Raw genomic sequence first — 17,218 nt, 5'->3', positions numbered from 1 at the left:
GTCGGCAAGGCGCTGACCGCCGCCGCGGTCGATGCGTTCCGCGACCAACTCGCCGACTGGCAGGAGGTGGAGCCGGGCGTGAAAAACTATGTCGTCGATCTCGAAATGGTCGATTTCCTAGACTCGGCGGGCCTCGGCGCCCTCATCGCCATGCTTAAGCGCGTCGGTGAAAAGGGCGGCGACATGAAGGTTGCCAACCTCCAGAAAAAACCGCGCATGGTGTTCGAGATCACCCGCGCCTACAAGGTGTTCGAGATCTACGATACGGTCGAAGATGCCCTGAAAGCCTATCTCTAACCCCAACGTTGCTTATTCGATGCTTGCCGTATTGAACACTTCCAGCGCCTGCGCCTGGGCGGAACCCTTCGGGGATCTGCCGTGGCCCCTGCTTCCGGTCGCCAACCGACCGCTGCTGGACTATTGGCTGGAGACCTGCTCCGAGGCGGGCATCGCTGCCGTTCAGCTGGTGCTCGGGGGCGACGATGCCAAGCAAATCGAGGATTTCGTGCGCGACGGCAAACGCTGGAATCTCGAAATTCAGTACACCTTTTCGCGCCCCGGCGAGTCGACCGAAAACTATCTGAAATCGATTGCGGCGCTGTGGAGCGGGGGGCTGTTCTATTTGGGCAACCCCCTGTTCCTGCGGCGCAGGCAGGCCTTCAAGCCCGGCGAATTCCGGCAACTCGAAGCCTGCCGCCACGATTTCCACGACGAAATCCATTTCCTCTATGCGCCCACCGGGGCCGCCGCGCAGGCGATGCTCGACGGCGCGCCGGGTTCGAAGCTGGGCCTCGAACAGATCCATCTGCATCCGTTTGCGATCGACAGCGCCGCCAGCTACTTCGACCTCAACATGAAAATGATCCAGGGCGAATTCTCCCGCTACGTCACCGCCGGCTTCTCCGCCAAAGACGGCAGTTCGATCGGCTACAACGTCCGTACGCCGCCATCGAGCCAGCTCGAACCCCCGATCATGGTCGGCGACGATTGCCGCTTCGGCACCCTGACCTCCGTGGGCCCCAACGCGATTATCGGCAACCACGTGATCGTCGACTCCCACAGCGAGCTGGCCGATTGCCTGATCCTCAACGACACCTATATCGGGCGGAACCTCGAGATCCGCAAAAAGATCGTGGCGGGCAACCGGGTGATCGATCCGGCCGATGGCGAAATGGTCCAGATCGAAGATTCCTGGCTGATTGCGCGCAACCGCGCCGAGATGCGAACGGAAGATCTGTTCCGCGTCTCCGTCCTCTGGATCATCACCTGCGGTCTGGTGTTGGTGCAGCTGGTGCCGTTTCTTCTGCTTTGCCCCATCGTCCTGATTTTCCGGACCGGCCGTTTAGCCCGGCAACAGTTCCACGATCCGCGCACGGGCTACGTCTATTTGCCGGTCTTCGACAAGATCACGCCCCGCAAGTCGGTGGCCTACCGCCTGTTTCGCGCGCTTTCGCTCGACCGTTTTCCGCGGCTGCTGCTGGTGTTGGGCGGACGGTTGTTCCTGTGCGGCCAGCCGCCGATGCGCCATCCCGACGACGATGAAATCATCAAGCAATTGCGCAACTATCTTCCCGGCGTCTTTTGCTATGAAGACTACAACAAGGATTCCGACCGGCTGGTCGATTCGCTCTGGTATGCCCATATCCGCTCCTTGTTCGAGGACGTGAAAATCCTGATCAAGGCGCTGCTGACCCGCTTGCTGACGGCAGGCCGGCAATGAGCCCGGCGCGTTGGCAAATCCGCCCGGCCGATGAATCCGCCGTCAAGGCCATCGCCGAGCAGGCCCGGCTGCCGCAGTCGATCGCCCGCGTGCTGGCGTTGCGCGGAATCGAAGCCTCGCAACGGATCGACGAATACCTGAATCCGCGGCTGGCCCACCTTTCCGACCCGTTTCTGCTGCCGGACATGGAGCGGGCCGCCGCCCGGATCTGGCGGGCCATCGATGACGGCGAAGCCATCTCGGTGTTCGGCGACTACGATGTGGACGGGGTCACTTCAACCGCGCTGCTCATGCGGGTGTTCGCCAAGCTCGGCGCCAACGTCGCGGCCTTTATTCCCGACCGGATCGACGAGGGCTACGGCCTTTCGCTCGATGCCCTGGAGCGCTGCCTTGCCGAGCATGGATCAAAGCTGGTGGTCAGCGTCGATTGCGGCGTGAATTCCGTCGCCAGCATCAAGGCCGCGCAGGCGCAGGGGGTCGATGTGATCGTGACCGACCACCACGAACCCGGCGAAACGACGGCCCCCGCTTACGCACTGGTCAATCCCAAGCTCGGCGACGGTCCCGAACTCGAAATCCTTTCCGGGGTGGGCGTCGCCTTCAAGCTGGCGCATGCGCTGGTCAAGCTCGGGCGGGGGCAGGGCAAGCGTACGGCGGCAACGGTGGATCTTCGCGACTACATCGATTTGGTGGCCCTCGGTACCGTGGCGGACATCGTCCCGCTCGTGGATGAAAACCGCATTCTGGTCCGGCATGGGCTCGCCCGGCTGGACGAGACGAAGTGGATTGGGCTCGCGGCCCTCAAAGAGGTGGCCGGGGTCAAGGGCGAGACGGATACGGTTCATCTCGGCTTCCAGCTCGGGCCGCGCATCAATGCCGCCGGGCGGATCGGCCAGCCGATGCAGGCCTTGCGGTTGCTCGTGACCGACGATGCCGCCGAAGCGCGGCGCATCGCCAAGCTGCTCGACGATACCAACGCCGAGCGCCGCCGCATCGAGCGGGAGATGGCCGAGGAAGCCTTTGTCGAGATCGATGGCTACTTCGATCCTGAAAAGCATTTTGGGTTGGTGGTGGCGCGCGAAGGATGGCATCCGGGCGTGGTCGGCATTGTGGCTTCGCGCGTGTCGCGCCACTACAACCGCCCGTCCATCGTCATGGGAATCGAGCCCGACGGCTCGGCCCGCGGCTCGTGCCGCAGCATCGATGAATACAACATGCTCGACGGACTGCAGGCCTGCGAAACCTATTTGAATAAATTCGGCGGCCACAAGATGGCGGCGGGGCTCGAAGTGAAATCGGGCGCCCTCGACGCCTTTAAGACGGCCTTCAATTCCGCCGTTGCGGCGGAACTGGCGCAGGTCGACCTCTCCCCGGTGCTGCACATCGATGCCGTGGTGGAGGCGGGGGACGTTGGTTGGGATTTCCTGGAGCAGATGAAGCGGTTGCGGCCGTTCGGGCAGGACAATCCCGAACCCGTCTGGGCGCTGATGGGCGCGCGGGTTTCCGGCTCGCCCCGCGTGGTGGGGCAGAAGCATCTGAAGATTTCGCTGGTGGCCGAGAACAACACCTTCGATGCCATCGCCTTCAACTATCCGCTCGACCGCCTGCCGGCGGGCGAGATCGATGTGGCTTTCAGGCTTCAGGAAAACAACTGGATGGGCAATACCTCGCTCCAGTTCCAGATCCGGGGTATCCGCCCAAGCGCGCGTTGAACGGCCCAATGCCGAGGGCTATTCTTCCGACTTCAGTTCCTCGATGGCCTTCAGGGCGGAGAGGCGTTCGGCCTCGCGTTTGCTGCCGGCCTTGGCCTGCCACGTCTTTCCGCAGGCCTTGACCTCGACGGTGAAGACGCGGTCGTGCTCCGGTCCGGCGGTTTCGATGGTTTCGTATTCGGGGATGTCGTGGCCGTGGCTCTGGGCATATTCCTGAAGATCGCCCTTCGGGTTGCTCTTGATCTCGGTCGTTTTCAGCACGCCGAGTTCCGGCAGGAAGATCTTTTTGAAAATCTTGTTGGCGGCGCGGGCCCCGCCATCGAGCCACGCGGCGCCGAGGATCGCCTCGACGGCATCGGCCAGGTTGGAGGCGCGTTCGGCCCCGCCGTTTTTGCGTTCGCCGACGCCGAGGCGGAGGAACTCGCTGATCCCGATGTGGGCCCCGATCTGGGCAAGCTTGCGGTCCTGCGTCAGGCGGCTGCGGAGTTTGCTCATGTCGCCCTCGCGGGCATCGGGTTTGTTGTGGTAGAGGTGTTCGGCGGAAATCAGGCTAAGCACGGCGTCGCCGAGATATTCAAGCCGCTGGTTGTCGTCGGAGGCTTCCTTGTCTTCGTAGCGGAAGGAGGGGTGGGTGAGCGCCAGTTCCAGCAGGGCCTTCTTCTTGAATCGGTAGCCGATGACCTGTTCGAGTTTTTTATAGGTCGACTTCATTAAAACGGGGCGGCGGTACCGATTTTGGTGTTGATGGCGGCTTCGGCGATCGAGCGCCCGTCGATGAGCTTGGGCTGGCGGCGCGGTCGCCAGTGGCGGCGGCGACTCTTGACCAACAGTTTGTGCCCCGGCAGGAATTCCAATTTAGAGCAGAGCCACATCAGCGGATAGGCCAAGCCAACCAGCCCGTGGAGGTGGCGATAGCGGTAGAGTTCGCCCTCGTGGACCGTTTCCTGCACCATCCAATAGGCATCTTGGGTGACGAGTTTCTGGACCAGGTCGCCGATGGTTGCGAGGGTTTCGAAGAGCCCGTTGGAATAGACGATGGTTTCGGGGACATCGAAGCCGTCTTTGAGCTTTTCGAACAGTTCGTTCACCTTGTAGCCGTTGCGGCGGGCGCCTTTGGCGATGGGCGAAATGTTGAACAGGCGCTGCAGCAGGGCAACCATGCTGAACGGAATGCGCCGCGTTTCGCTGATAATGACCCAGCCATCGTTCTTGAGCACCCGGTGGCACTCGTGCAGAAATTGATAGTCGTCCGAAAAGTTCTTGAGCGCATCGACGATCACCACCTTGTCGAACACCTGGTCTTCGAACGGAAGTTTGCCGTTGTCGATCAGCACGATGGTCTCGCCGTGGCTGTAGCCGATGGAGTCGGCGGCGGCTTTGGTGGCGACCGCGGTTTTCCAGCTGCCGCCGAGGGTGCGCAGGTTGGCGCTGATGATGCCGTCCCCGGCGCTGATCTCCAGGCCGGCGGCATTGGCCGTGCTGCCGGTCAGCTCCATGATGCGCTTCATCTTGCCGCCGCGCCGGATCGAGCGGGCAAAAAGTTTTTCCTGCCAAATCCGGACTTCGCTATCTAGGTTGTTGTCGTTCATACGTGCGGGGAATATAGGGAATGGCGGATGCCGTATTAAAGACTATTCATCCCGGAAATCCCCGAAAGGGTCGCTTCGCTGGCTTTTATGACGGCGATTTGTCGCCGCAAGGCGGTGGTGGTCTCGAATGTGGCCGGAATGTAGTGGCGGGTATAGCCCGTCGCTTTCCCGTCGCGCACCCCTTCAATCAGCACTTCGACCTGCTTTCCGATGAACCGGCGGTGGTAGTCGAGCGACATTCGTTCGCCCAAGGCGCGTAGCCGTTCGCTGCGTTTTGTGGCAATGGCCCCGTTGACCTGGTTGGCCATCGTTGCGGCGAGGGTCCGGGGGCGGGGGGAATAGGTGAACACATGCAGCTGGGAAAAGCCGATCGCTTTGCAGAACGCATAGCTCTCCTCGAAGCAGGCGTCGGTCTCGCCGGGGAAGCCGACGATGACATCGGTCGTGAAGGCCGGGGTGTCGAGCGCGGCGCGGGCGCGCGAGACCGCATCGGCATATTCCTCGGCGGTATAGCCGCGGCGCATGGCCGCAAGGATGGCATTGGAGCCGGACTGCAACGAAAGATGCAGGTGCGGCATGATGTGCGGCGACGAGCCCCACACCTCCAGCAGCTCGTCGGTCAGCTCGCCGGGGTGCAGACTGGAGAGGCGGATGCGGCCGATCTCCGGGATGGCCACCAGATGCCGCAGCAGTTCGGCCAGCGACGATCCGGTTTCGCGGCCATAGAGCCCAACGCTCACGCCCGTGACGATGATCTCGCGGTAGCCCGCTTCCGTGAGGGCGGTGGCTTCGCGGACGGCGTCTTCGATCGCCTTGTCGCGCGGCGCCTTGCGCAGGCGGGGAATGATGCAGTAGGAGCAGCCGATGTCGCAACCGTCCTGTACCTTCATGAAGGCACGGGTATGGCCCTCGAACCGCGAAATGGTGAACGTGTCGGTTTCGATGCCGCGCCCCGCGCCGCGGTTGGGCATCGCCAGCGAATCGAGCTGGGCGGCCAGACGTTGGAGCCAGTCGGCCCCGGCCGGCACGCGGAAGACCGGCGGCCGGTCGACCTGCGTCAGTTCCTCGTTGGCGGCGCACCCGGTAACGATGACCTGGGCGAGGGGATGGTGCCGCTGCATCTTGCGGATGGTCTGGCGCGATTTCTGGGCGGCCGCCGCCGTGACCCCGCAGGTGTGCACCACGATCACATCGGCCTCGTCGGGGACTTCGGCCCTTACGAGGCCATAGTCCTCGAGCAGCTGTTCGATCTGCTGCGCGTCGTATTGGTTGACCTTGCAGCCGAGCACGTTGACGCCATAGGTTGCTAGCTTGTTTTCATTCATGAGGGCGTTTTTCATACGTATTGCCGTGCGGGGTGGCAAGTGCATTCCTGCGCGACCTCCGCCCCGCCTGCAATTCCGTCCGCTTTTGCCCTTCCATTTAATGGACAAATGATCCACCTTCAAGGATGCACAGCTTGCCGATGGTATTCGTCGGGAATTGCGGGGGTGAAGATGCGAGGAAAAAGGGCCATCATATTGGCTGTTCTGCTAGGGGTCCTGGTGGGTTCCGGGGCGTTCACCATGAAATATGCCGAAGGCCTCTCCTATCTCAGCACCGATCCCAAGGCCTGTGCCAATTGCCATATCATGAATCCGCAATACGATTCGTGGCAGAAATCGAGCCACCATACCGTCGCCACCTGCGTCGATTGCCATCTGCCGCACGACTTCATCGGCAAATACATCGCCAAGGCCGAAAACGGCTACCACCACTCCAAGGGGTTCACCACGCAGGATTTCCATGAGCCCATCATGATCAAGGGGAAGAACCACCGGATTCTTCAGTACAACTGCGTCTCGTGCCACGAGGACATGGTGCATGAATTGTTTAGAAGGGATATTACCGAGCCGGATGCGGTGGGCTGTGTCCATTGTCATTCGGGGGTCGGCCACGGCGAGTTGCCGACCGGTATCGGCGGAGCCGATCGCGGACTGGAAAGGGAAATGGTGAACCATGAATAAGTCGAACAGGAAAACAGGCGGAGCGTTATTGTTCTTAATCATCATCGTCGGGACGGCCGTTGCAACGGTGCTGGTTCTGGCGCTGCTGACCAATATTTTCGAGCGCAAGGCCGAGGGCCTCAACCGCTATGTGCGCGTGGCCGAAGTGACCGAGGATACGACCGATCCGGAGGTCTGGGGCAAGAACTGGCCGAAGCAATACGACAGCTACAAGCGCACGGCGCTCTCCACCCGAACCCGCTTCGGCGGCCATGGCGGCAGCGAGGCCCTGCCCGAGGAAAAAATCGAGCGCGATCCGTGGCTCAAGCGCATGTTCCTCGGCTATGCCTTTTCGATCGACTACCGCGACCGCCGCGGTCATGCCTTCATGTTGCAGGACCAGGAAAGCACTGAACGCCTCACCAAACCGCAGTCGGGTTCGTGCATGCATTGCCATGCGTCGATCATGCCCGTCTATCGCAAACTAGGCGACGGCGATGCGCTTGCCGGCATGAACAAGACCCATGCCATGTCGTATCAGGAACTCAATAAAATGGTGCACGACATGGGCCATGCCCACCCGGTTTCCTGCGTCGATTGCCACGATCCCGACTCCATGCAACTGCGCGTCACCCGCCCGGCCTTCATTGTCGGCATCCAGAAACTCGCCGCGTCCGAAGCCCCCGTTCCGGCCATCCCGTCGATCGACATCTGGCGGCAGGGCCCCCGCGACAAGCCCTACGACCCGAACGCCGACGCCACCCGCACCGAAATGCGTTCGTTCGCCTGCGGCCAGTGCCACGTCGAATACTACTGCTCCAGCGCCATGCCGCTGACCTTCCCCTGGGGCAACGGCCTCAAGATGGAAGACGCGGAAAAATTCTGGAACGAAGCCACCATACATGGCGAACGTTTCTACGACTACAAGCACAAGGAATCCGGTGCCGAAATCCTCAAGGCGCAGCATCCCGAGTTCGAGTTGTGGAGCCAGGGCATCCACTCCCGCAGCGGCGTTGCCTGCGCGGACTGCCACATGCCCTACATGCGCGACGGCGCCTCCAAGGTTTCCGACCACTGGGTGCGCAGCCCGTTGCTGAACGTCAACCGCGCCTGCCAGACCTGCCACCATATCGCCGAAAGCGAAATCCTGGCCCGCGTCGATTCCATCCAGCAGAAAAACTTCGATCTGCTCCAGCGCGGCGGCACCGCCCTGATGGAACTGCTCGATGCGGTCGCGGTCGCCAAAAAGGCGGGCGCCACCGACGAACAGCTCAAGCCGGCGCTGGAGTTCCAGCGCCAGGCGCAATGGCGGCTCGACTATATCGCCGCCGAAAACTCCATGGGCTTCCACGCCCCGCAGGAGGCCGCGCGCATCTTGGCCGAAGCGGCCGACTATGCCCGCCAGGGCCAGGTCATGGCGCTCAAGTTGGCAAAGTGATCCCCCGGGAATGAACGGCGCGTTTTTCGGTGAGCGGCGAAAGTGATTGTGTTCGGCGGGGCGGGCGCTATGTTTTCCCCATGAAACGGTTTCTCGCCATCGCAAGCCTATTGCTGCTGGCCCTCCCGACGCTGGGGGCAACCTTGCGCATCGAAGGGGAGCGGGCGTGGCTCGCGGCCGACGGCGAGCCGCTTTCCAAGGTGCTTCGCCTGTTCGAACAGCGCGGCGCCGAGGTGCTGATCGATCCCACGCTCGAACTCGGCCGCGTTTCGGGCGACTGGGAAAACACGACGGTTGAGCGGTTGATCGGCCAATTGGCCAGCCCCAACAGCTTTTTGGTCGAGTGGAGGCGCGTGACGGGCCCGCTGGGCGATCTCTATCAGGTTTCGCGCATCCGGATCTACGGCGAGCGTCTTTCGGCGGCCAAGCCGCTCAGCCCCGCCGGCAAGGTGTTCGACGTGGTCGAAGGCACGAACGGCGTCAAATATATCCGCGGCGAAATCATGGTCGGTTTCAAGAAGGGTTCCACCATCGAGGATCTGAATGCGCTGTTGCGGAAGCTCGACGGAACCCTCATCGAGGTCATCGATCCGCCCGGCATCTACCGCATCAAACTCAATGACGGCATGTCGGTCGAAGACGCGATGGCGATCGCCAATGCGCATCCGGGCGTCGAAACGAGCGAGCCCAACCTGGCCTATCCGAGCTTGGAACATGCCACGCTATCGGAGCTGGGAAGCGGGATTGGAATGAACCTGAACCTGCAACCGGGCGAAACCGCCGTGGCGGTGTTCGATTCAGGGCTTGATCCGCAGTATGCCGGGCTGGACGTCATCCGCGGCACCTTCGATGCCGTCGATCCAACGGCGGCCATCAGCGATCCGCTGGGGCACGGCACGTTGACCGCGCTGGTGGCGGCGGGCGTCATCACGCCCGAGGCGGCGGAGGCCGTTGCGTCGGGCACGGCCGTGCTGGCCATTCGAACATTCGATGAAAACGGCTACACCAGCTCCGACACCATCATGCGCGCGCTTGAATTCGCCAGCAATTCGGGGGCGAGCATCGTCAATATGAGTTGGGGGTCCGAAATCAATAGCCAATTCATGGAGCTGGCGATGGACTATGCCGCGCAGAACGGATTGACCCTCTATGCCTCGGCCGGCAACGAACCGACCGGGGAGCCGATCTATCCCGCCGGCTACGACTCCGTCATCGCCGTCGGCGGACTGAACCCGGACGGCAGCAAGTGGGAGCAATCGAACTACGGCGATTTCGTGGAGGTCTATTCCCCGGCCATCGCCGTGTTCGACGGAAAGACCTACGCCGGTACGTCCATCTCCAGTCCCTACACGGCGGGCCGCGCCGCGCAGTCGCAGCGCGAATAGCCCTTATGGCGTCTCGCCGGGACGGGCGAGCACGAGGTGAAGGTTGTTGGTGAACCGGGTCTGGAACCCGGCTTCGCAATAGCAGAAATAGTAGATCCATTTCCGCTGGAAGGTTTCATCGTACCCCAACTCCTCCAGGCGGGCGCGGTTCGTTTCGAAGGCATGCCGCCAGCGGCGCAGGGTTTCGGCATAGTGCACGCCGATGTTGTCGAGGTGCTCGACGGTAAACGACGAGTGTTTCGTCATGGCCTTCGAGAGTTCGGTGAGCGAGGGCAGCATGCCGCCGGGAAAGATGTGTTTTTGGATCCAGTCGGGATTGGCCCGGTAGGCGTCGTATCGCTGGTCGGGGATGGTGATGACCTGCAGCACCACGCGCCCGTTCGGTTTCAGCAGGCGGTCGCAGGCCGAGAGATAGGCGCCGTAGTATTGGTGTCCGACGGCTTCGAGCATTTCGATGGAAACGATGCGGTCGAAGCTTCCCTGCATGTCGCGGTAGTCGCACATCAGGATTTCGATCCGGTTTTCCAAGTGCTCCTCCAAAACGCGCTGTTGGGCAAAATGGAACTGTTCTTCGGAGATGGTGATTCCCGTGACGCGGCACCCGGTTTTTTTTGCCGCTTCGATGGCGAAGCCGCCCCAGCCGCAACCGATTTCCAGCACGTGGTGATGTGCCTGGATGCCGGCGAGTTCGACCAGCCGGTGGATCTTGCGCTGCTGCGCCTCGGGCAACGGTTCGTCCGGACGTTGGAAGAGGGCCGCTGAATACAGCATCGTTTCGCGGTCGAGGAAGAGTTTGTAGAAGTCGTTGCCCAGATCGTAATGGGCATGGATGTTCCGGCGGCTTCCTTTTTTGGTGTTTTTATGGTGGGCGTGCTCGATCATATGGCCAACGCGTTTGGCGATTGCGGCGGACAGGCCGCTTTGCTTGAGCGCGGCCATATTATGGATGAGCAGCTCCAGCACGCCCGTCAAATCGTCCGAATCCCAGTCGCCATCGGTCCACGATTCGCCCATTCCAATGTTTCCGCCCAGCGCCAGCCGGGCAAAGAATTCTTCGTCGTTGACCTTGATCCGCTTCGGTTCCGAGTCGTCGCCATAGTGCCTTTGCGTGCCGTCCGGCAACTCCAGCACAAGGTGCCCGATGGAAATGTTCTGCAGGTGGCCGTCGATCAATTTCCGATAGGTGTTCATGCTTTTGCCTTTATGGTCCTGGGGTCTGCGGGCACGCGGTGTTTGAAAACGGGGAGTTTGTGTTTGAAGTGCAGCAGGATGGCTTGCCAAAGGATCCGCGGCATGGTGAGGGCGGCGGTGAAGGGGTGGCGCAGCACGGTGGCCCACAGGTTGCGGGTGGTGATTTCGCGGCCTTCGCCCCACAGGGCGGCATCCAGCACGGTTTCGCCGTCGCGTACGAGCTTGATCTCGATGCTCATCGTTTCGCCCGGTTCGGAGAGGGTGAATTCATAATGACCCTGCATGTTGTTGAACGGCGAGACGTGGAAACGTTTGTCGTGGCGGCAGCGCAGCGGAAAGCCGCCGTGGCCTTCCATGACGTAGAGGTGCCGCTCGCCGAAGGTGTTGTTGACCTCGGCCACGACGCATTCGGGGTTCCCGTCTTTCAGGCAGTAATAAAAGCTGACGGGTTTGAACACCTTGGCCATGAACCGCGCGACGGTGATGAGCATGATTTGGTCGTAGTTGGAGGTGTCGATGAATTCCGACAGGCCCTTGCCGCGCAGGTAGTCGGAATCGCGAAGCGAAACGGGCCGCCAGTGGTTGTACCCGAAGCCCTTCACGGTGCGGTCGAGTTCGGGCAGTTCGGCGAGGTCGATGGCGTAGAAGTAGAACGGGAAGACCCAGTGGTGCGAAACCGGGCTGTGCCGCGCATGCATCACTTTCCCATTGTAGATGCGGCTGTTCATAGATCCATTCCCAATCCTTTTGCCACGTCGACGGCGGAGCGCACGGCGTCTTCGTGGAAGCCGTTGCCGAAATAGCTTCCGGCAAACCAGGTGTTGTTGCGTCCGTTGAGCGCTTGGAGGTTCGGCCGGCTCGCCAGCGCCTCGCGCGTGTACATCGGGTGCTCGTAATCGAACTCCGCGATCTTTCCGGCGGGCTCTTGGGGCAGATTGAGCGACACGAAATATTGCTTTTCGGTGCGGAGCCCTTGTAGGCGGTTCATGTGGTAGGTCAGGCTGGTGCGCTGCCCTTCGATCCGCTTGAAGTTCCAGGAGCTCCAGATTTTTTCCAGCGGCGGCATGACCGATTCGTCGGTATGCAGCACGGTGCGGCTCTTGGAATAGGTCCAGCAGGCGAGCAGGTTGCGCTCTTCGTCCGATGGATCCTGCAGCAGCCGCAGGGCCTGGTCGGCGTGGGTGGCGATGATGACGTGGTCGAAGTACTCGCGGGTGCCGTCCGCGGAGAGGAGTTCGACGCCCTCCGCGTCGCGTTTGATTCCGCAAAGATCCGCGCCGATGCGGATATCGACGTTGCGCCATCCGGCCTGCATGCGCCGGATATAGTCGTGGCTTCCGCCGACCACGGTCCGCCACTGCGGGCGGTCCTTCACGGTGAGCAAACCGTGGTTGTGGAAAAACTGGAGGAAGCTCTGGGTGGGAAACTCCAGCATGTGTTCGCAGGGCGTGGACCAAATCGCCGATCCCATCGGGAGCACGTGATGGTCGATGAATTCGTTGCCGAAACGGTTTCGCTTCAGGTATGCCCCCAACGGTTCCTTCATGAGAAATGGGTTGTTTCGGTCGAGCCGGGCGGTTTTGAAAAAGCGCAGGGTATCGCGGACCATGCGGTGGAACGAGGGCTTGAAGAGGTTGGTCCGCTGGGCAAAGAGCCCATCCAGCCCGTTGCCGCAATACTGGAGCCCCGACGGAACATCGTGGTAGCCAAACGACATGTTGGAATCGCGCAGTTCCACGCCCAGCTGCCCGAAGAGTTGGGTGAGCAGGGGATAGTTGCGATGGTTCATCACGATGAATCCGGTGTCCACCGCCGTTCCCGCGTCCGGGCCATCTTCAATGACCACCGTATTCGTGTGCCCGCCCAGGCGGGCATCCTTTTCGAACAGCGTTACGCGGTGTTCCCTTTGCAGGATGGTCGTCGCCGTCAATCCGGCGACTCCCGAGCCAACAACCCCTATTTTTTTCATTCCGGGTTCCCTCCAAGCATTGCTTTTTTCATGGTTCGGCTGCTGGGCTCGTCCCCGAGCCAGATCGAGAAATAGGCGGCGGCAAATTCATCGCATGGAATCGTGATGACCGGTTCGTCGTTGTAGGAGTAGGTCAGGCCCAGGCCGGGGCGATGCAGGATGGAGGCGAACGAACCCTTCTCGCCATCCATGAACGCGGCGTGCAACCGGTCGGTTTTTTCGCGCAATTTTTCCATCCGTATTTCGCCGATGTTCTTTTCCATGGTTTTGTTGGCCACGTCGATCATGTGTTTTTTCGGGATGCGGTGGAAGTAGTGGATGTCGATACGTCTGATGGGATCGTTCTGGTCGTCCCGATCGTTTCCGGTGTAGAGGGCGCCGACATAGATTTTGAAGAACAGCCCCTTTCGCAGCACCCCGGCCCCGCTCAACTTCAGCTCGCCCCGTTGATCCGGAATATGGATCCCCCCGACCGTGGCGGCGGGAACCGCGATCGGCAAGAGCAGAAGGGCCGCCGTGAAAACGATCGCTTTCATGGCCGGTTCCTCCGCTGATCGACCCGGATCATTTTTTGCTCGTCGAATCCAAGCGCCTTGGCCCGTTCAATTAGTCGATCGAGTCTTTCCGGCGCGATTGCCGGGTTGCGTACGAGAATCCAGAAGTAGCCGTAGGTGGGGCCCGTGACCATGGCCTCGGTATAGTCGTCGTCGAGATAGATGACCTTGTAGGAGGCATAGAACGGCTTGAAAAAACTCACTTTCAGCCAGCCCCGGTCCGTCTTTCCCTTGAACTTGGCGACGCCTTCGATCTGCGTTTTTTTCCCGTTTTTGAAGCCGCGGTTGATCACCTTGATCGTTCCGTCTTCGTTGAGCGAATAGGTGGCCGATACCGCCACCATGCCTTTTTCAAAGCGGTGGGGGTAGCGCACCGCCTCGTACCAAACGCCCATATACCGCTCCGCATCGAAATTCCCGACCACGTCAAGGCCCTTGGTGGACTTGCATCCGCCAACCAGGGCCAGCAGGCCCGCGGCGATTATGATTCCGGATCCCTTCATTTGAGCAGCAGCTCGATGGCCTCGACCAGCTGTTTGTCGGAGGGTTTGGTTCGGCTGCCGAAGCGCCCAACGACCTTGCCCTCGGGCGAGACCAGGAATTTGTTGAAGTTCCAAGAGATCTTGCCGTCGAACCCGGGGTTGGTCTTCTTGTCGGTCAGGAAGGCATAGAGCGGATGCTGCCCATCGCCCTTGACCGAAATCTTTTCGAACATCGGGAAGGTGACGCCATAGTTGAGTTGGCAGAACGAGGCAATCTCTTCGTTGGTTCCGGGTTCCTGCTTGAGGAAATCGTTGGAGGGGAATCCGAGCACGACGAAGCCCTTGTCCTGGTAGGATTCGTATAGTTTTTGCAGCCCTTCGTATTGGCCGGTAAAGCCGCACTTGCTGGCGGTGTTTACGATCAGCAGGGTTTTCCCCTTGTACTGTTCCAATTTGATGGTTTGCCCATCGATGGTTTTGGCTTCGATGTCATAGAGTTTTTTCACGGGAACCTCCTTGGCGGTTGAAGGGAAGCTGCAGCCGGTTAGAATCAAGGCCGACAGGGTGGTAAACAGGATGGTTGTTTTCATTTTTCGAGTCCTTTCGCGATGCGGGTTTTAACGAGGCGGGTCCAGTAGCCAACCACCGGCAGGCGGTCGAGCATGGCCGACGTATCCCAGTAGTCCTGTTGAAAGACGACCTTCCCCGCGCTGTTGAAGCGGACATGGGAAATCCCGATGGTCTCGATGATCTGCCCCTTGGCCGCGGCGGATTCAAGCACCATGGTCCAGCGGGCGAAATAATCCTTTCCGCTGCGCTGGATCGAGTCGATCCTGAAGGTGCAGTGCTCGACCGGCTCGGCCATCACCATGAAATAGTGCTCGATGTCGTCGATGCCCTCCACGATGTGGAAGGGATCCCCGAACCAGGCCTCTTCGGCATACACGGTGCGGACGCCTGCCTTGATCGCTTCGGCCGAATACTCGGCATAGAACGCGGTGAAGCGTTGCAGGGCCGCCTGTTCGGTTTCGGCCGTCATGTGTTCAACGTTTTCGGTCTGCGCCAGCGCCGCGGTGTTCCGCGACCAGTCCGGTGCCAGTTCGTCCGGTTTCGATGTGCATCCCGCCATGATCAACAACCCTCCGGCCAGGGCCGCGCTCAACGCTTGCCCAATAGATAATGTGCCACGTACCATTCTTCACCTCCCTTGAATCCAAAAAGTTCTTCGCACGCCATGAAAAAAATGCGCCACCGACCAAACTGGAGGCGGGCCCCCTCAAGCCCATATTGGCCCTCCAGAATGGCGATGGCGTCTAGTTCGTTTTGGTCGATGCGGTCGAGCCAGGCGCGCAAGGTTTTTGCATAGTGCTTGCCGTTGATGCGCCAGAACCGCTCGACCACCATATCGCGGTTGATCAAGAAGGGGAGGTTTTCGGAGGGCATCATGCCCTCCTTGAAAAAGTGTTCGGCCATCCAGTTGACCTCGCCGGAATCGTTGAAGAGGTAGGCCAGCTCGCGGTGGACAAAGATGTGGATGAACAGTTTCCCGTCTCCTTTCAGCCACCCGTTGATGCGTCTCATCAGTTCCGGCCAGTTGCGCATGTGCTCGAACATCTCGACCGACACCACCCGGTCAAAGCGCCGGTCGATGGCGAAGTCGTTCATGTCGGCGGTGATGATTTCAAGGTTCTTCAACCCGCGCGCATCGATGAATTGTTTTTGGGTTTTGGAATTGGAAACCGCCACGATGCCGGAATTCGGATAGCGCCGGGCCATCCAGAGCGAGAGCGATCCCCACCCGCAACCGAGCTCGAGGATCTCCATGCCGTCCTCCAGACCGGCGCGTTTGCAGGTCAGTTCGAGCATGGCTTCCTCCGCTTCGGAGAGGGGGGTGTCGGCGAAGGGCCAGTAGCCGCAGCTATATTTCAGGTGCGGTCCCATGAAGGTTTGGAAAAGCGCCGAAGGTACCTCGTAGTGCTGTTCGTTAGCGGTCTCCGTTGCCATGGCCACCGGCGAGTTCTCCAGCATTTCAATAAACCGGTAGACTGCTTCGAGCTGCTCTTCGCGGGAGTTTTTCGATTCCTGTTTTCTACGGTCCCGCAGCAACTTCCTGATGCCGGCGCGGATGGCGGAGTCCGGCATCTTTCCTTTTTCGGCAAGTTCCATCAGATCGATCATTCGTGAATCTCCGTTGTGGAGGGTTCGGCGGGGCGACGGCGTCCTTACACGGCTTTGTGCCTTTTCGGCCAGGGGATCAGGACGGGGACGGATTCCTGATACGCGCGGTAGGCGTCGCCGCGCTTGGCAAGCGCTTCGCGCTCGACGTGCGGGATGCCCGTGAGTTTCATCAGAAACAGATACATGGCGGCCGGGCCCACCAGCGTCAGCCAGAAGCCGGACGCGCCGATCGCCAGAAACAGATAGGCGAACCAGTGCAACCATTCGAAGAAATAGTTGGGGTGCCGCGAGCGGTTCCATAATCCTTCGCGGCAGACCTTGCCCGCGTTGGACGGATTGCCGCGGAAGCGGGCCAGCTGGAAATCTGCCAGCCACTCGCCGCCCATGGAAAGCAACCACGTTGCGAGGGCCAGCACGTCGAATGCGGTCACGAAGGGCTGCGGGCGGTTTGCGCCCGGGAGGAAGGGCAGGGCAAACAAAACCACCAGCAGGGATTGCGAGGTGAAGAAAACGAAAAACCACGGATTCGCGTTTTTGCCCCAGTGGGTGCGCAGGCGTTGGTAGCGGGAATCCTCCTTTTCGCAGAGGATGCGGTCCTTGAGAATGTAGAGCACCAGGCGCAGCGACCAGATGCCGCCCATCGCGCCGAGCAGGATGCGCCGCGGCAACCAGCCTTCGCCGGCGAAGGCGGCGTAGACTGCCATGGCGCCCACGCCCGCCGTCCAGCCGATGTCGACGACCCCGGCGTCTTTGCGAACCACCTGCACGATCCACAGCAACGTGAAAAAAAGGAACGCACCGATGAAGCCGTTCAGCAGCATGGGCGCAAAGTGTCGAAGCGTTTCCATCAGCCCCTCCTCTCGGCAAGAATGCTTTTGGGGGGCTCGCGGATATCCCAGACAATGTGGAACCATTGCAGGACGCGAAGAAGCATGTAGCTCAGGTCGACCTCCCACCAGCGGAACCCCTGGCGGGCACAGACGGCGTAGCGGTGGTGGTTGTTATGCCAGCCTTC

Annotated in this window: 18 protein-coding genes; 6 read left to right on the top strand and 12 right to left on the bottom strand. The window is 60.8% G+C overall.

The features are described 5' to 3' along the window. From ABYO54_RS04005 to recJ, 3 genes are all read left to right on the top strand, one after another. On the top strand, positions 1-297 hold a 297-nt coding region (locus ABYO54_RS04005; RefSeq protein ID WP_372806954.1), incomplete at its 5' end, for an STAS domain-containing protein. 19 nt (positions 298-316) lie between these two features. Beyond that, complete coding sequence (locus ABYO54_RS04000; RefSeq protein ID WP_372806953.1) at positions 317-1,720, top strand: sugar phosphate nucleotidyltransferase; 1,404 nt, start codon at positions 317-319, stop codon at positions 1,718-1,720. Continuing rightward, positions 1,717-3,432 (top strand): single-stranded-DNA-specific exonuclease RecJ, encoded by a 1,716-nt coding sequence (gene recJ, locus ABYO54_RS03995; protein WP_372806952.1) that lies wholly within the window; start codon positions 1,717-1,719, stop codon positions 3,430-3,432. The genes ABYO54_RS04000 and recJ overlap by 4 nt, the downstream gene beginning before the upstream one ends. A gap of 18 nt (positions 3,433-3,450) precedes the next feature. On the opposite strand, the gene rnc is transcribed toward recJ, so the two are convergent. From rnc to mtaB, 3 genes are read right to left on the bottom strand one after another with little or no spacing between them, the layout of a single operon-like run. Continuing rightward, entirely contained in the window at positions 3,451-4,143 is a 693-nt protein-coding gene (gene rnc / locus ABYO54_RS03990) for a ribonuclease III (protein ID WP_372806951.1), read from the bottom strand. Next, positions 4,143-5,021 carry a methyltransferase domain-containing protein gene (locus ABYO54_RS03985; RefSeq protein WP_372806950.1) on the bottom strand — a complete coding sequence of 293 codons (879 nt, stop codon included), beginning with the start codon at positions 5,019-5,021 and terminating at the stop codon, positions 4,143-4,145. Before ABYO54_RS03985 ends, rnc begins: the two co-directional genes overlap by 1 nt. Positions 5,022-5,056: 35 nt before the next feature. Continuing rightward, positions 5,057-6,361 (bottom strand): tRNA (N(6)-L-threonylcarbamoyladenosine(37)-C(2))-methylthiotransferase MtaB, encoded by a 1,305-nt coding sequence (mtaB, locus tag ABYO54_RS03980; protein ID WP_372806949.1) that lies wholly within the window; start codon positions 6,359-6,361, stop codon positions 5,057-5,059. Positions 6,362-6,541: 180 nt separating this feature from the next. Here mtaB and nrfH point away from each other — a divergent pair, with 180 nt between their 5' ends. From nrfH to ABYO54_RS03965, 3 genes are all read left to right on the top strand, one after another. Next, positions 6,542-7,027: a cytochrome c nitrite reductase small subunit gene (gene nrfH, locus ABYO54_RS03975; RefSeq protein ID WP_372806948.1), complete on the top strand. Its 486-nt coding sequence runs from the start codon at positions 6,542-6,544 to the stop codon at positions 7,025-7,027. A gap of 28 nt (positions 7,028-7,055) precedes the next feature. Then, the gene (locus tag ABYO54_RS03970) at positions 7,056-8,444 is read left to right on the top strand and encodes an ammonia-forming cytochrome c nitrite reductase subunit c552 (RefSeq protein ID WP_372806947.1); all 1,389 of its coding nucleotides are present in this window, start codon (positions 7,056-7,058) and stop codon (positions 8,442-8,444) included. Positions 8,445-8,524: 80 nt separating this feature from the next. Next, on the top strand, positions 8,525-9,829 hold the full coding sequence (locus ABYO54_RS03965) for a S8 family serine peptidase (protein ID WP_372806946.1): 1,305 nt from the start codon (positions 8,525-8,527) through the stop codon (positions 9,827-9,829). A gap of 3 nt (positions 9,830-9,832) precedes the next feature. On the opposite strand, the gene ABYO54_RS03960 is transcribed toward ABYO54_RS03965, so the two are convergent. Genes ABYO54_RS03960 through ABYO54_RS03920 form a run of 9 tightly spaced genes read right to left on the bottom strand, consistent with a single transcriptional unit; the run spans position 9,833 to position 17,051 of the window. Beyond that, entirely contained in the window at positions 9,833-11,020 is a 1,188-nt protein-coding gene (locus ABYO54_RS03960; protein ID WP_372806945.1) for a class I SAM-dependent methyltransferase, read from the bottom strand. Then, positions 11,017-11,748 (bottom strand): DUF1365 domain-containing protein, encoded by a 732-nt coding sequence (locus ABYO54_RS03955; protein WP_372806944.1) that lies wholly within the window; start codon positions 11,746-11,748, stop codon positions 11,017-11,019. Before ABYO54_RS03955 ends, ABYO54_RS03960 begins: the two co-directional genes overlap by 4 nt. Then, positions 11,745-12,989 (bottom strand): NAD(P)/FAD-dependent oxidoreductase, encoded by a 1,245-nt coding sequence (locus tag ABYO54_RS03950; protein WP_372806943.1) that lies wholly within the window; start codon positions 12,987-12,989, stop codon positions 11,745-11,747. Before ABYO54_RS03950 ends, ABYO54_RS03955 begins: the two co-directional genes overlap by 4 nt. Continuing rightward, positions 12,986-13,525 carry a chalcone isomerase family protein gene (locus tag ABYO54_RS03945; RefSeq protein WP_372806942.1) on the bottom strand — a complete coding sequence of 180 codons (540 nt, stop codon included), beginning with the start codon at positions 13,523-13,525 and terminating at the stop codon, positions 12,986-12,988. The genes ABYO54_RS03950 and ABYO54_RS03945 overlap by 4 nt, the downstream gene beginning before the upstream one ends. Beyond that, complete coding sequence (locus tag ABYO54_RS03940; protein ID WP_372806941.1) at positions 13,522-14,046, bottom strand: lipocalin family protein; 525 nt, start codon at positions 14,044-14,046, stop codon at positions 13,522-13,524. Before ABYO54_RS03940 ends, ABYO54_RS03945 begins: the two co-directional genes overlap by 4 nt. Next, positions 14,043-14,615, bottom strand: a complete 573-nt coding sequence (locus tag ABYO54_RS03935) for a glutathione peroxidase (protein ID WP_372806940.1) — start codon at positions 14,613-14,615, stop codon at positions 14,043-14,045. Before ABYO54_RS03935 ends, ABYO54_RS03940 begins: the two co-directional genes overlap by 4 nt. After that, entirely contained in the window at positions 14,612-15,154 is a 543-nt protein-coding gene (locus ABYO54_RS03930) for a nuclear transport factor 2 family protein (RefSeq protein ID WP_372806939.1), read from the bottom strand. Before ABYO54_RS03930 ends, ABYO54_RS03935 begins: the two co-directional genes overlap by 4 nt. 29 nt (positions 15,155-15,183) lie before the next feature. Then, entirely contained in the window at positions 15,184-16,203 is a 1,020-nt protein-coding gene (locus ABYO54_RS03925) for a cyclopropane-fatty-acyl-phospholipid synthase family protein (protein ID WP_372806938.1), read from the bottom strand. A gap of 44 nt (positions 16,204-16,247) precedes the next feature. Continuing rightward, entirely contained in the window at positions 16,248-17,051 is an 804-nt protein-coding gene (locus tag ABYO54_RS03920; RefSeq protein WP_372806937.1) for a DUF1295 domain-containing protein, read from the bottom strand. Between the last annotated feature and the right edge of the window lie 167 nt (positions 17,052-17,218).

Source organism: Pontiella sp., from assembly GCF_041622395.1.
Taxonomy (GTDB): domain Bacteria; phylum Verrucomicrobiota; class Kiritimatiellia; order Kiritimatiellales; family Pontiellaceae; genus Pontiella.
The sequence above is the reverse complement of the archived record's forward strand: the minus strand, read 5'-3'. Positions and strand labels throughout refer to the sequence as shown.